General features: G+C 64.5%; 10 protein-coding genes and 1 pseudogene. 5 read left to right on the plus strand and 6 right to left on the minus strand.

What is annotated here, in order from left to right; genetic code table 11:
* Nucleotides 1–128: 128 nt before the first annotated feature.
* On the minus strand, nucleotides 129–2,408 hold the full coding sequence (locus tag VUG52_RS04810) for a TonB-dependent receptor (RefSeq protein WP_262974183.1): 2,280 nt from the start codon (nucleotides 2,406–2,408) through the stop codon (nucleotides 129–131).
* Between the two features lie 223 nt (nucleotides 2,409–2,631).
* On the opposite strand from VUG52_RS04810, the gene VUG52_RS04815 reads away from it, so the two are divergent.
* Entirely contained in the window at nucleotides 2,632–3,312 is a 681-nt protein-coding gene (locus tag VUG52_RS04815; protein WP_050704054.1) for a Fe2+-dependent dioxygenase, read from the plus strand.
* Between the two features lie 3 nt (nucleotides 3,313–3,315).
* Nucleotides 3,316–4,074 (plus strand): tetratricopeptide repeat protein, encoded by a 759-nt coding sequence (locus VUG52_RS04820; RefSeq protein ID WP_262951877.1) that lies wholly within the window; start codon nucleotides 3,316–3,318, stop codon nucleotides 4,072–4,074.
* Between the two features lie 163 nt (nucleotides 4,075–4,237).
* On the opposite strand, the gene VUG52_RS04825 is transcribed toward VUG52_RS04820, so the two are convergent.
* Nucleotides 4,238–5,401 carry a type III PLP-dependent enzyme gene (locus VUG52_RS04825; protein WP_262951875.1) on the minus strand — a complete coding sequence of 388 codons (1,164 nt, stop codon included), beginning with the start codon at nucleotides 5,399–5,401 and terminating at the stop codon, nucleotides 4,238–4,240.
* A gap of 656 nt (nucleotides 5,402–6,057) precedes the next feature.
* Here VUG52_RS04825 and VUG52_RS04830 point away from each other — a divergent pair.
* The 3 genes and pseudogenes from VUG52_RS04830 to VUG52_RS04840 all read left to right on the plus strand — a co-directional run.
* Nucleotides 6,058–6,525 (plus strand): annotated as a pseudogene (locus VUG52_RS04830) (sigma-70 family RNA polymerase sigma factor); the annotation flags it as partial.
* A 10-nt stretch (nucleotides 6,526–6,535) separates the two neighbouring features.
* Nucleotides 6,536–7,519 carry a FecR family protein gene (locus tag VUG52_RS04835; protein ID WP_262951873.1) on the plus strand — a complete coding sequence of 328 codons (984 nt, stop codon included), beginning with the start codon at nucleotides 6,536–6,538 and terminating at the stop codon, nucleotides 7,517–7,519.
* Between the two features lie 108 nt (nucleotides 7,520–7,627).
* Nucleotides 7,628–10,045 (plus strand): TonB-dependent siderophore receptor, encoded by a 2,418-nt coding sequence (locus tag VUG52_RS04840; protein ID WP_331832482.1) that lies wholly within the window; start codon nucleotides 7,628–7,630, stop codon nucleotides 10,043–10,045.
* A gap of 115 nt (nucleotides 10,046–10,160) precedes the next feature.
* Here the strand turns inward: VUG52_RS04840 and VUG52_RS04845 are convergent, their stop codons facing one another.
* From VUG52_RS04845 to VUG52_RS04860, 4 genes are read right to left on the minus strand one after another with little or no spacing between them, the layout of a single operon-like run.
* On the minus strand, nucleotides 10,161–11,318 hold the full coding sequence (locus VUG52_RS04845) for an osmoprotectant ABC transporter ATP-binding protein OsmV (protein ID WP_262951868.1): 1,158 nt from the start codon (nucleotides 11,316–11,318) through the stop codon (nucleotides 10,161–10,163).
* Nucleotides 11,315–11,968, minus strand: a complete 654-nt coding sequence (locus tag VUG52_RS04850; protein ID WP_050704060.1) for an ABC transporter permease — start codon at nucleotides 11,966–11,968, stop codon at nucleotides 11,315–11,317. The genes VUG52_RS04845 and VUG52_RS04850 overlap by 4 nt, the downstream gene beginning before the upstream one ends.
* Nucleotides 11,965–12,876 carry a glycine betaine ABC transporter substrate-binding protein gene (locus tag VUG52_RS04855; protein WP_262951865.1) on the minus strand — a complete coding sequence of 304 codons (912 nt, stop codon included), beginning with the start codon at nucleotides 12,874–12,876 and terminating at the stop codon, nucleotides 11,965–11,967. Before VUG52_RS04855 ends, VUG52_RS04850 begins: the two co-directional genes overlap by 4 nt.
* 13 nt (nucleotides 12,877–12,889) lie before the next feature.
* Nucleotides 12,890–13,603: an ABC transporter permease gene (locus VUG52_RS04860; protein WP_028689613.1), complete on the minus strand. Its 714-nt coding sequence runs from the start codon at nucleotides 13,601–13,603 to the stop codon at nucleotides 12,890–12,892.
* Nucleotides 13,604–13,926 lie beyond the last annotated feature (323 nt).

The following is a 13,926-nucleotide window of genomic DNA, read 5'->3' on the forward strand; positions in this document are numbered from 1 at the left end:
GGGGTGTCCTGTGTTGGCCTCTTCGCGGGTAAACCCGCTCCCACAGGTACAGCACTGACTTTCAGAGCAGTGGCGAACCTGTGGGAGCGGGTTTACCCGCGAAGAGGCCGAAGCAGGCGCCGCTTACATCAGAAGTGCACGCTGGTGGTCAGCAACGCCGTGCGCCCCGCCGCCTGGTTGGCGAAGTGGGTGGAGTAGGCCTTGTCGTAGTAGACCTCGTTGGTGAGGTTCTGCACGTTCAGCTGCAGGTCGATGTTCTTGGTCAGCTTGTAGGCGGCCATGGCGTCGTAGCGTACGTAGCTGTCGACCATGGTGGTGTTGGCCACGCTGCCGTAGACGTCATCGACATAGAAGGCGCCGCCACCGACGGTCAGCTTCGGCGTCAGCTGGTAGGTGGTCCACAGGCTGGCGCTGTTGTTCGGCGTGTTGGGCAACTGGTTGCCGTCGTTCGCCTTGCCCATTGGGCCGCCGTCGATCTGGCGGGCCTGCATGTAGGTGTAGCCGGCGAACACCTGCCACTTGTCGGTCAGCTTGCCGCTGGCCGACAGCTCGATGCCTTGCACGCGGGTTTCACCGACGTTCTCGTAGGTGTTGGTGTTGACCTGGACCCGGGCGTTTTCCTTCTCGGTGCGGAACAGCGCGGCGGCCAGGGACAGGCGCTGGTCGAGCAGGTCCCATTTGGTGCCGAGCTCGTAGTTGGTGGTCTCTTCCGGCTCCATGTCACTGCCCAGCAGGTTGCCGGAACGGTCGGTGGTGTTGCCCAGCGGGTTGCCTTCGGTACCCTCGCCGAGCATGGCGCCAGGCGGCGTGGCGGAGGTGGCGTAGGACACATAGATGCTGCCGTTGTCCGCCGGTTTCCACACCAGGCCCAGCTGGCCGGTGATGAACTCGCTGGTGTCCGAGCCCTTGGCGGGGACGCCCTTGCTGCTCACCGCGGTGCTGCCGTCGGCGTTGTAGCCACGGTAGTCGGTGTCGAAGTGGTCATAGCGCAGGCCCATGTTCAGCAGCCACTGCGGCGTCAGCTCCAGGGTGTCGAATACGTAGAGCGCGCGGGTCTTGCTGCTGGTCCTGGTGCCGGCGTAGTTGCGCGCGACGGTGCCGACCCAGTTGTCGTCCGGGTTCGGGTTGTCCAGCGAGGTGCAGCTACCGCCACTGCCTGGGCCGGTGCAGGTGAGCTTGCTGTTGGGGGTGACGGTGTAGCTCTGGCGGTCGGACTCTTCCTTGGTGAACTCTACGCCGGTGGAGAAGCTGTTCTTCAGGCCGCCCAGGTAGAACTCGCCGAACAGGTCGGTCTGGTTGGTGGTGGTGGCGGTGTTGCCCACACGGGTGTTGGCGCGACGCCAGACGCCGTTGTTGTTGACGTTGCCGGCGCTGTCGTCAGGCTGGGTCAGCACGTAGTCCTGCATGCTGTTGCCGTGGCGCAGGGTGTTCTTGATGGTCAGCGTATCGGTCAGGTCGTGCTCGATGGCGAAGGTCGCGATATCGACGCGGGTCTTGCGGAAGTCGCGTCCGGTCAGGCCGTAGAAGTTGTCGCTGTCGCCACCGTCGACCGGCTTGTCCGGATGCGCCGATGTCCGTGCGGTGCTGCCTGCGCGCGGCACGCTGTAGGGGATGCCGGAGTCCGGCAGGTCGTCGCTTTCGAGGTGGTAGTAGTCGAGGTTGACGCGGGTCGGCGTACCCAGGCCGAAGGCCAGCGAGGGGGCGATGCCCCAGCGGTCGTAGTTGACCTTGTCGCGGCCGGCGACATTGCTTTCGTGGGTCATCAGGTTCAGGCGCCCGGCAACGCTGTCGCTGAACTGGTAGTTGCCGTCGAAGGTGTAGCGTTGGGTCTGGTCGCTGCCCCAGGTCCAGGCGCCGTCCAGCGAGTTGCCCAGGTGTGCGCGCTTGCTCACCAGGTTGATGGTGCCGCCTGCGGCGCCACGGCCACCGACTGCCGAGTTCGGCCCCTTGGCCACTTCGACAGACTCGATGGCGAAGATTTCGCGGGTCTGGGCGCCGGTATCGCGCACGCCGTCCAGGTAGGTGTCGCCCTGGGCGTCGAAGCCACGGATGAACGGGCGGTCGCCTTGCGGGTTGCCGCCTTCACCGGCGCCGAAGGTGATACCCGGCACGGTGCGCAGGGCATCCTGCAGGGACATGGCGTTGGTGTCCTTGATCACCTGCTGCGGGATCACGGTGACCGACCGTGGGGTGTCCACCAGCGGCGCGGTGTACTTCTGCGACGAGGCCTTGTCGACCTTGTACTCGGTGCTTGCCTGTTCGGCCTTGCCATTGACGCTGGTGGCGTCGAGAGTGATGGCGTTATTGGCGGCCGGGTCGGCGGCATAGGCCGAGGTGGCGGTGATCGCCATGCCGATGGCGGAGGCGAGCAGACGTGGTGAACTCACAGCAGATGGCACGTGACGCATTGTTGTAGACCTTCCCCAAGGTATGAAGGCCGCGGAGCATAATGTAAGTGATTGTAACGAACAATTGAGAAGCGTTTCCATTCGCCATAAATTTACATTCTTTACAATTTTGCCTTACGGTTTTTACGGTCTCATCCGTCGTGCCATGGAGAAAGGGGCTTGTGGTAGGTAAAAGGGAATCAATATCATTGGCGTCCCTTCAGTCATACCTGGTGCCCCCGCCATGCTGCTTCATATTCCCGGGCTGTTCGACGCCGACGAGATCTCGCGCATTCGCCAGGCCCTGGAGCAGGCCGACTGGGCCGATGGCAAGATCACCGCGGGGTACCAGTCGGCCAAGGCCAAGCACAACCTGCAGTTGCCCGAAGGCCATGCGCTGGCCAAGGAGATCGGCAGTGCGCTGATCGAGCGGCTGTGGCGCAACCCGTTGTTCATGTCGGCGGCGCTGCCACACAAGGTGTTCCCGCCGCTGATCAACTGCTACCGCGAAGGGGGCAACTTCGATTTCCACATCGACAACGCCCTGCGCCAGCCCAAGGGCAGCCCGGAACGAGTGCGCACCGACCTGTCCTCGACGCTGTTCCTCAGCGACCCGGACAGCTACGACGGCGGCGAGCTGGTGATCCAGGACACCTATGGCGTGCGCGAGGTCAAGCTGGCCGCCGGCGATATGGTGCTGTACCCCGGCACCAGCCTGCACAAGGTCAACCCGGTCACCCGCGGGGCGCGCTATGCGGCGTTCTTCTGGACCCAGAGCCTGGTGCGCGAGGACAGCCAGCGCACCCTGCTGTTCGAAATGGACAACGCGATCCGCCAGCTCACTGCCGATGTGCCCGGGCATCCGTCGCTGCTGCAACTGACCGGCACCTATCACAACCTGCTGCGCCGCTGGGCCGAGGTCTGAGCCGTGTCCTATCAGTTGCGTCGTGAGGATGTGGTGGATGTGGCCGGGTTGCAGGCGATGCTCGAGCACAGCCCGGGCCAGGCCGCCCAGGCGATCCTGGCGGCGGCGGGGCAGGGGGTGGTCGAGGCGCAGTTGCTGCTCGGGCAGATCCTGCTCGATGGGCGCGGTATCGAAGAAGATGCCGGCGTGGCCCGTCGTTGGTTCGCCATCGCCGCCCAGGGCGGCAGCGCCATGGCCCACAACATGCTCGGCCGGTGCCTGGAGCACGGCTGGGGTGGCGAGGTGGATCTCGCGCAGGCGGCCATTCACTATGCCCGTGCGGCCGACGCCGGCCTGGACTGGGGCATGTACAACCTGGCCAACCTGCTGGCCACCGGGCGCGGGGTGCCGGCCGACCAGGCCCAGGCGTTGATGTGCTACGAGAAAGCCGCGCAGATGGGGCATGCCAAGTCGATGAACCTGTATGGGCGCTACCTGGAGCAGGGGATTGCCACTGCGCCGAGTCCTGCCCGGGCGGTGCGCTGGTATCGGCGTTCGGCCGAGGCGGGGGATTTTCGCGGGATGTTCAGCCTGGCGCTGGTGCTGGTCGAGCGCGGGGAGATCGGGGAGGCCGGGCCTTGGCTGGAACGGGCCAGGGTGGAGGGCAACCTGAATTTCCTGCGCAGTGCGCTGGTGACGTTGCAGGGGGCGGGGCCGGCGCTGATGGCCCATGCGGCGCGCTATGCCGAGGAGATTGAACGAAGGCCGGCGCAACGCCTGTAGGAGCGGCCTTGTGCCGCGAAAGGGCCGCTCAGCGGCCCCGGCGATTGATGCGTTAACGCTGAAAGCCTGGGGCCGCCATGCGGCCCTTTCGCGGCACAAGGCCGCTCCTACAGAGTGGGGCAGGGCGGCATGTGAAAACGGGGCCTTGCGGCCCCGTTGTGCATTACAGGTAGTAGGCCTTCAGCGGCGGGAAGCCGTTGAACTCCACCGCGCTATAACTGGTGGTGTAGGCACCGGTGGACAGCCAGTACAGGCGGTCGCCGATCGCCAGGTTCAGCGGCAGGCCGTACTTGTAGTTCTCGTACATGATGTCGGCGCTGTCGCAGGTCGGGCCGGCGATCACCACTTCCTCGGTCTCGCCTTTCTTCTCGGTCCAGATCGGGAACTTGATCGCCTCGTCCATGGTTTCGATCAGGCCGGAGAACTTGCCCACGTCGGTGTAGATCCAGCGCTCGACTGCGGTGCGCGACTTGCGCGCCACCAGCACCACTTCACTGACCAGGATGCCGGCGTTGGCGATCAGCGAGCGGCCAGGCTCGAGGATGATTTCCGGCAGGTCGTCGCCGAAGTCTTCCTTAAGGAAGCGGATGATCTCCTCGGCATAGGTCTCGAGGCTGTTGGTGCGGGTGATGTAGTTGGCCGGGAAGCCACCGCCCATGTTGATCAGCTTCAGCTCGATGCCGTCTTCTTCCTTCAGGCGCTCGAAGATCACCTTGACCTTGGCGATAGCCGCGTCCCACACGCTGATGTCGCGCTGCTGGGAGCCTACGTGGAAGGAGATGCCGTAGGGCACCAGGCCCAGGTCGCGGGCGAGGATCAGCAGGTCCATGGCCATGTCGGTCTGGCAGCCGAACTTGCGCGACAGCGGCCAGTCGGCGGTGGTGGAGCCTTCGGTGAGGATGCGCACATAGACCTTCGAGCCCGGCGCGGCCTTGGCGATGTTGCGCAGGTCGGCTTCGGAGTCGGTGGCGTACAGGCGCACGCCTTTGTCGAAGAAGTAGCGGATGTCCTTGGACTTCTTGATGGTGTTGCCGTAGCTGATGCGGTCGGGGCTGACGCCACGGCCCAGCACCTTGTCCAGCTCGTAGATCGAGGCGATGTCGAAGCTCGAGCCTTTCTCCTTGAGCAGGTCGATGATCTCGACCGCCGGGTTGGCCTTGACCGCGTAGTAGACCTTGGCGAACTCGAAACCGGCGCGCAGGTCGTCATAGGCCTGGCTGATCATCTGGGTATCGATGAGTACGAACGGGGTTTCCTGCTTGTCGGCGAACGCCTTCATCTTCTGGAAGGTGTCACGCGCAAAGTAGTCTTCGACCTGGATCGACATGCTCAAGGGCTCCATGGGCAAACTGAAAAGATAAGTGGCAGCAAACTGAACGTCCTCCGTATCCCCACTTTGGTTCGCCTACTTCCCAAGGCATGTCGCCGAAAGCAAAAAGGTCAACCGTGCCAGGGAAGGGCGGCGGGTGACCTTGCTGTCTCGTCGTCAGTACTTGAGCCGGATGGATCGTTTCCAGCATGGACGTTCGGCGCGCACTTTAGGGCGTGAAAACCGCAAGATCAACAGGCAGGTCCGGGGTGTTCGTCGTGTATCGATGCCCCATCGCTGCAATAACCGACCGATGCGTGGCGTGGATGTTCCGGAAAAGGCCACAAGCGTTAAAAATTGTGGAATAGGTGGCGATCTGGTCGCGAACGGCTGATAGCTGGGTTCTTTGCATGTTGGCTGGCTTTCGCCGCGAAAGAGCCGAAGAATCGGCAGAAGACCGTTTGTCGGGGTTGTGTGGTGAACGGGGTTTTTCCGGAGAGTGTTCATATTTATGGCCACGGCGTGACGCCCGTCATTTTTTTCGAAATCGCCATAAATTTTTTGTTACCGACACCGGAAACCACCCTTGGTCGGCTCAAGACTGGGCCGATTGCCGTCCTTGATGAGAAACATTACTATTCGCGACCTCATCTGCCTCCCTGACGACCCCGAACGTGTCCGGACACAAAGGCTTCCTCGACCACTACCATGAGCTGATCGGCACCTGGACGCGCAAGTTGCGCAGTCGTCAGCAGGCCGAGGACCTCACTCACGACGCTTTTGTCCGGGTTCTGGAAAACCCGAACGAGCAGGTCGAGCAGCCGCGTGCCTACCTGCACCAGACCGCCCGCAACATCGCCGTCGATGGCTTTCGCCGCGAGGACCGTCGCCAGGCACTGGAACTTGAGGCGTTCGCCGACGGCGCCGCCAATGGCAGCGATCCGGAGGCCTACGTGCATGCCCTGGAACTGGCCGACAGCGTCGAGCGGGCGCTGGCCGAGCTGCCGCTCAACTGCCGCCGGGTGTTCATCTGGCAGAAGCTCGAGGGCCTGACCCAGGCCGAGATCGCCGAGCGCATGGGTTTGACCAAGAACATGGTCGAAAAGTATATGATCCGCACGCTCCGACATCTGCGTGAGCACTGTCGGCCAGATGAGTCAGGAGACCCCATTGTTCAGACAGCACGCGCCCGACCCCGTGGGCGAGCAGGCGGCCAGCTGGTTCGCCCGGGCCCAGGAGGCGCCGCATGACAGCGCCGTGCAGCAGGCCTTGCAGGCCTGGCTGGCGCAGCACCCACGCCATCGCGAGGAATACCAGCGCCTGGTACGGCTGTGGCGCGCCGCCGATTTCATCCCTCGACAACGCCTCGAAGCGCTGTGCCAGCCCGAGCCGGTGCGCCAGCTTCCACGCCGCCGTCTGCTGCGCCAGGCCTTGGCGGCCGGTGTGGCGGTGGCCGCGCTGGGGCTGGGCTGGACAGGTTGGCAGTACCAGCAGCTCAACCATCAGGACACGTTGAGCACGGCCCTGGGCGAGCGGCGTCAGGTCGAACTGCCGGACGGATCACGACTGGAACTCAACAGTGCCACCCAGGTGCAGGTGATGTTCTCTTCGGGGCAACGCCATGTACGCCTGGGGGCGGGCGAGGCGATGTTCATCGTTGCCCACGACAGTGGCCGGCCATTCGTGGTTAGCACCGCCCAGGGTGAAGTCACCGTCACCGGCACCCGCTTCGATGTGCGCCAAGAGCCGACCAGCACTCGCGTGGCGGTGGAGCAGGGTTCGGTGAAGGTGCAGGGCGCAGCCGAGTCGCTGGCGCTGCTTGGTGCCGGGCAGGGTTCGCATATCGACGCCCAGGGCAAGGTCGCCGCACCCTATGCCATCGATGCCAACGCCGTGACCGCCTGGCGCCAGGGCAAGCTGGTGTTCGACAACGCGCCGTTGAGCGAAGTGGTGGCGGAAGTCTCCCGCTACCGCGCCCAGCCGCTGCATGTGGCACCCGGCAAGGCCGCCGCGCTGCGCCTGTCGAGCACCTTCAGCACTGACGACCCGGACGCGCTGCTGCGGGCGCTGCCGAGCATCCTGCCGGTGCAGGTGAAGACCCGTCCGGATGGCTCCAGCGAAATTGTTCTGAAATAAATTCAGGTTTTTTTCCGTTCGTTCGTCTTCCCCGCCAGCTGCAACTGCCAAGCATTTCCATTTGCATGCAGTTGGCGTTTATTCCGACTCTCAGGACCCCTCGAAGACGTGAACAACAATAAGCCCCTTCTCCAGCTGCGCCGCCTGGCGCTGGCCCTGGCGGTCAGCGCCGCCGCCGGCAACAGCTACGCCGACAGCATCCAGATCCAGGCCCAGCCATTGGCGGGCGCACTCAAGCAACTGGGCCAGCAGACCCACCTGCAGCTGTTCTTCAGCCCCGAACTGGTGGACGGCAAGCAGGCCCCGGCGGTGTCCGGCAACCTGGCGCCGGAGCAGGCCCTGCAGCAACTGCTGCAAGGCAGCGGGCTGACCTTCGAGCAGTCTGCGGACACCGTGGTGGTCAAGCCGGTCCAGGCCGCCGGCAGCCTGACCAGCGGCAGCCTGGAGCTGGCGCCCACCGATGTGAAAGTGGTCGGGGACTGGCTGGGCGACGCCCAGCAGAGCGTGGTGCAGAACCACCCCGGCGCCCGCACCGTGGTGCGCCGCGAAGCGATGGTGGAGAAGGGCACGATGAACGTGCGCGACGCCCTGCGCGGCATCCCCGGCGTGCAGGTGCAGGACTCCAACGGCACCGGCGGCAGCGACCTGTCGCTGAACGTCGGCGTGCGCGGCCTTACCTCGCGCCTGTCGCCGCGCTCGACCGTGCTGATCGACGGCATCCCGGCGGCCTTCGCCCCTTACGGCCAGCCGCAGCTGTCGATGGCGCCGATCTCCTCGGGCAACCTCGACAGTATCGATGTGGTGCGCGGCGCCGGTTCCGTGCGCTATGGCCCGCAGAACGTCGGCGGGGTGATCAACTTCGTGACCCGGGCGATTCCCGAGAAGGCCACCGGCGAGTTGTCCACCACCCTGGAGACTTCCCGCCATGGCGGCTGGAAGCACACCGAGTCGGCCTTCGTCGGCGGCACCGCCGACAACGGCATGGGCGTGGCGCTGCTGTACACCGGCGTGAACGGTGACGGCTATCGCAGCAGCAACAACGACAACGAAATCGACGACGTGATGCTCAAGACCCACTGGGCGCCGACCGATGTCGACGAGTTCTGGCTCAACTTCCACTACTACGACGGCCGTGCCGACATGCCCGGCGGCCTGACCCAGGCCCAGTACGACCAAGATCCCTACCAGTCGGTGCGTGACTACGACTACTTCAGCGGCCGGCGCAAGGATGTTTCGTTCAAGTGGCTGCGGCAGATCGACGACGCCACCCAGTTCGAGGTGCTGACCTACTACACCGACAGTTTCCGTGGCAGCGCCATCGCCGCGCGCGACATGAAAACCCTGTCGTCGTACCCGCGCAACTACCACACCTTTGCCATCGAGCCACGCCTGTCGCGGATCTTCTTCGTCGGCCCGACCACCCAGGAAGTCAGCGTCGGCTATCGCTACCTCAAGGAAGCCATGCGCGAGCAGTCCACGCGCCTGGCCCTGGTCGACAACGTGCCCACCGTCACCCCGACCTCCGACGGCCATGTGTTCCAGGACCGCAGTGGCGGGACCGAGGCCAGCGCCTACTACATCGATGACAAGATCGACGTCGGCAACTGGACCATCACTCCGGGCATCCGCTTCGAGCACATCAACACCGACTGGCGCGATCGCCCGGTGATGGACGCCAACTATCGCCCCGTGCCGGAGAAGAACCGCAGCATTACCAGCAACGAGCCGCTGCCGGCGCTGAGCGTGATGTACCACATGTCCGACGCCTGGAAGCTGTTCGCCAACTACGAGACCTCGTTCGGCAGCCTGCAGTACTTCCAGCTGGGCCAGGGCGGTACCGGCAACAGCACGGCCAATGGCCTTGAGCCCGAGAAAGCCAAGACCTACGAAGTGGGTACGCGCTACGACAACGGCGGTTTTGCCGGTGAGCTGACCGCGTTCTACATCGACTTCGACGACGAGCTGCAGTACATCAGCAACGATGTCGGCTGGACCAACCTGGGGGCGACCAAGCACCAGGGCATCGAGGCCTCGGTACGCTACGACCTGGCCGGGCTCGACCCGCGCCTGGAAGGTCTGTCGGTCAATGGTGGCTATACCTATACCCGCGCTACCTATGAAGGGGAGATTCCCGGCTTCAAGGGCCGCGACCTGCCGTTCTACTCGCGCCAGGTGGCCACCGCCGGGCTGCGTTACGCCGTCAACCGCTGGACCTGGAACCTGGATGCCTACGCCCAATCCAAGCAGCGTGCGCCGGGGACCGGGATCAATGCCAACGGCAGTTTCAACGGTGACTACATCACCGAGCCGAGTGCTGACGGTCAGTATGGCGATATTCCGGGGTACGTGACCTGGCATGCCCGTGGCGGGTATGACTTCGGGCCGCAGCTGTCGAACCTGAAGCTGGCGGCAGGGGTGAAGAACCTCTTCGACAAGCGATACTTCACCCGCTCCAGCGACAACAACGCCGGGATCTATGTGGGTGAGCCGCGCACGTTTTATGTGCAGGCCAGTGTAGGGTTCTGAATGGGACCGCTTTGCGGTCCTTTCGCGGCACAAGGCCGCTCCTACAGGAGATCGCATTCCTCTGTAGGAGCGGCCTTGTGCCGCGAAAGGGGCGCAAAGCGCCCCCGGCTTTCTATCAGGAGGCCACTGCTTCGGCAGGCGACACGATACTGGTCTTGCCACCTCGCGAGCGTCCAGAACTCAGGTACGCCGCAATCGACTCCTGCGTCACCTCCCCCAAAAACATCCCTTCGGCATCCAGCACCGGCAACCACGCCCGGTTGAACTCGTACATCCGCGACAGCAGGATGCGCAGGTGCTCGTCATGCGCCGCGGTGGCATTGAACGGCCGCAGGAAATCCCCGCACGTCCCCTGCTGGCGGTGCATGTCGCGCCGACGCACATAGCCCAGCGCCTTGTTCTGACCATCGGTGACCACCACGTAGCGCCGGTCATGCTCGTCCAGCAGTTCCAGCGCGTCGCTCACTGGCGTTTGCGGGCTCACCGATGGCGCGTTGTCCGCGGCATCCTCGGCGCGGACCAGCAGCAGGCGCTTGAGCGTGCTGTCCTGGCCGACGAAGTTACTGACGAAATCGTCCACCGGATGGGCCAGCAAGGTGTCCGGGTGATCCAGCTGCAGCAACTTGCCGGCGCGGAAGATGGCGATCTTGTCGCCCAGCTTGATGGCCTCGTCGATGTCATGGCTGACCATGATCACCGTCTTGTTCAGCGCCCGCTGCATCTCGAAGAACTCGTTCTGGATCATCTCGCGGTTGATCGGGTCGACCGCGCCGAACGGCTCGTCCATCAGCAGCACCGGCGCCTCGGCGGCCAGGGCGCGGATCACGCCGATGCGCTGTTGCTGGCCGCCGGAGAGCTCGCGCGGGTAGCGCTGCAGGTACTGCTTGGGCTCGAGCTTGATCATGTGCATCAGCTCGCGGGCGCGGTCGTGGCATTTCTGCTTGTCCCAGCCGAGCAGGCGCGGGACCACGGTGATGTTCTCCTCGATGGTCATGTTCGGGAACAGGCCGATCTGCTGGATCACATAGCCGATATGACGACGCAGGGTTACCTCGTCCAGCGCGCTGGTGTCTTCGCCGTTGATGAACACCTGGCCCGAGGTCGGGGTGATCAGGCGGTTGATCATCTTCAGCGTGGTGCTCTTGCCGCAGCCCGAGGGGCCGAGGAACACGCAGATTTCGCCCTCGTTGACGGTGAGGCTTACCGCGTCGACGGCTTTGACGTCCTTGCCGTCGACGTTGAAGGTCTTGCTGAGGTTCTTCAGTTCGATCATGGGCGCAGTCCTTCCGGAGTCAGGGCACGTTGCAGGGTTTGCAGGAGCAGGTCGGCGATGATCGCCAGCAGGCTGACCAGCACGGCGCCGACCAGCAGCATCGACATGTCGCTGCGGCTGATGGCGGTGAGGATGAGCACGCCCAGGCCACCGGCGCCGATGGTCGCGGCGATGGTCATCACGCCGATGTTCATCACCACGGCGGTGCGCACGCCGGCCAGGATCACCGGCACGGCGATGGGCAGCTCGACCATGCGCAGGCGCTGGCCGAAGGTCATGCCGATGCCGCGGGCGGCCTCGCGAATGCCCGGCTCGACGTTGGTCAGGGCCAGGTAGGTGTTGCGCAGGATCGGCAGCAGTGAATAAAGGAACACGGCGGTGATCGCCGGCAGCGGCCCCAGGCCCTGGCCGAACTTCGAGTAGAACGGCAGCAGCAGGCCGAACAGGGCGATCGAGGGGATGGTCAGCAGCACCGTGGCACTGGCTTGCAGGGGGCCGGCGAACACCGGGAAGCGGGTCATCAGGATGCCCAGCGGCACACCGACGACGATGGCCAGGCCCACGGCGATGCCGACCAGGGTGACGTGCTGCCCGGTCAGTTGCAGGACTTGCGCCCAGTCGAGGTGGGCAAAGGTGTCGAGCAGGTTCATGGTTGTACCTCGCCGAGTGAATGCTCACGCAGGAATGTCGCGGCGACCACGGTCGGGCTCTGGTGTTCGACATCGACCTGGGCGTTGAGCTTGCGCATGGTCTGATCGTCGAGCTCATTGGCCAATGGCTCGAGCAGGGTGGCCAGTCGTGGGTGGGCGTCGAGCACCGCCTTGCGCAGCACGGGCGCCGCGGTGTAGTCGGGGAAATAGTGCTTGTCGTCTTCCAGCAGCTTGAGGTCGAAGGCGTCCAGGCGCCCGTCGGTGGTGTAGACCAGGCCGGCGAACACCTGGTTGTTGCGCATCGCCGTGTAGACCAGGCCGCCATCCATCTGGCGGATGTTGCGCCGGTCCAAGGGCAGCCCGTACATCTCGCGCAGGCCGACCAGGCCATCGGGGCGGTTGGCGAATTCGGTGTCCAGGGCCACCAGGTGGTTGCGGGCGGGCTCGTCACGCAGCACCTGGTTGAGATCGCTGATGGTGTTGACCTGCGGGTAGGCCGCGGCGACCTGCCTGGGCAGCCCCAGTGCGTAGGTGTTGCTGAACTTCGACGGAGCCAGCCAGACCAGTCCTTTCTTCGCATCGAGTGCCTTGACCCGGGCATAGGTGGCCTCGGCGCTGGGCATGCGCTCGTCGATATGGTTGTAGGACACCAGCGAGACCCCGGTGTATTCCCACATCAGGTCGAGCTGACCGGTTTCCTGGGCCTGGCGGGCGATGTTGCTGCCTAGACCGGCGGTCACCCGCACGTCGAAGCCGTTGGCGCGCAGGTACTGGGCGGTGATTTCGGCGAGCACGGTCTGTTCGGTGAACACCCGGGCGCCGATGCGGATCAGCGGTTTGTCCGCTGCCTGGGCAAAGCCTGCGCATAGCAGGGCCGCGCCCAGCAACAGGGCGATTGTCTTCTTCATGGTTTCCCTCTCGTTATCGGGCCAGGCCACGTTCCAGCCAGCGCTTGCTGGAGAAACTCACCAGCGCATCGAGCGCCAGGGCGAGCAGCGCGGTGCACGCGGCGCCCAGCAACAGCTGCGGCTGGTTGTTCAGGGCGATGCCGGGGAAGATCAGGCTGCCCAGGCTGTTGGCGCCGATCAAAAACGCCAGCGGCGCGGTACCGACGTTCAGCGCCAGGGCCACGCGCACGCCGCCGACGATGATCGGCACGGCATTGGGCAGTTCCACCTGCCACAGCTGCTGGCGCGGGGTCATGCCGATGCCTGTGGCGGCTTCCTTGAGCGAGGCGGGGACGTTTTTCAGGCCCTCGTAGGTATTGCGCACGATGGGCAGCAGGGAGGCGAGGAACAGCGCGAAGATTGCGGGACCTGCGCCGATGCCCAGGATACTCAGGGCGATGGCCAGGACGGCCAGGGGAGGGATGGTGTTGCCAACGTTGAAAAACTGCATGAAGCGCTCGGCCTTGTCGACCCGGTGCGGTCGACTCAGGGCAATGCCGGCGGGAATGCCCACGGCCAGCGCCGCCGCCATCGAAGCCAGCACCAGGACCAGGTGCGCTTGCAGGTAGAACCCAAGATCGTCGCGGTAGCGGGCGATCGTGTCGATGCCGATCCAGTGGACCAGCAGGGCCAGGATGACGAGCACGGCGGCCCATCCCAACAGCCCTTTTCCGTAGCGTGCAGCCACAGGCGGACTCCTTTTTTATAGTCGGCGATCACACCCCCGTGCGGCCGGCCATTCCTGGCGGCGGGCAGCGTGGTCGCGAGCAGCAGCCCGATGCGCGGCATCAGGCCATGAGCCGAACCCCGTCGGGCTCGTGAAGCAGGTGAAACCAGCCCTGAACCGAAGCGGGTTGCAGGGGAGTGGACGTCTCCGTGGAGGGAAAGGTTCCCATCTGGGGCGGCGTTTGGCCAGTGTTAATCACTGGAAAGATGGAAAAGCATCGAGAGAAAATTTCGGATTCATGCGCTCTGGGCGTTGAAAAAACTGCTTTGTAGCCATTTGTCGTG

This window comes from Pseudomonas sp. LH21 (assembly GCF_036549575.1).
Taxonomy (GTDB): domain Bacteria; phylum Pseudomonadota; class Gammaproteobacteria; order Pseudomonadales; family Pseudomonadaceae; genus Aquipseudomonas; species Aquipseudomonas peradeniyensis.

Bases quoted from the DNA above. Each gene is read 5' to 3' on its own strand.
- VUG52_RS04850 (WP_050704060.1), bottom strand. From the start codon at position 11,968: ATGAACCTGCTCGACACCTTTGCCCACCTCGACTGGGCGCAAGTCCTG.
- VUG52_RS04845 (WP_262951868.1), bottom strand. From the start codon at position 11,318: ATGATCGAACTGAAGAACCTCAGCAAGACCTTCAACGTCGACGGCAAG.
- VUG52_RS04835 (WP_262951873.1), top strand. From the start codon at position 6,536: ATGAGTCAGGAGACCCCATTGTTCAGACAGCACGCGCCCGACCCCGTG.
- VUG52_RS04810 (WP_262974183.1), bottom strand. From the start codon at position 2,408: ATGCGTCACGTGCCATCTGCTGTGAGTTCACCACGTCTGCTCGCCTCC.
- VUG52_RS04815 (WP_050704054.1), top strand. From the start codon at position 2,632: ATGCTGCTTCATATTCCCGGGCTGTTCGACGCCGACGAGATCTCGCGC.
- VUG52_RS04825 (WP_262951875.1), bottom strand. From the start codon at position 5,401: ATGTCGATCCAGGTCGAAGACTACTTTGCGCGTGACACCTTCCAGAAG.
- VUG52_RS04855 (WP_262951865.1), bottom strand. From the start codon at position 12,876: ATGAAGAAGACAATCGCCCTGTTGCTGGGCGCGGCCCTGCTATGCGCA.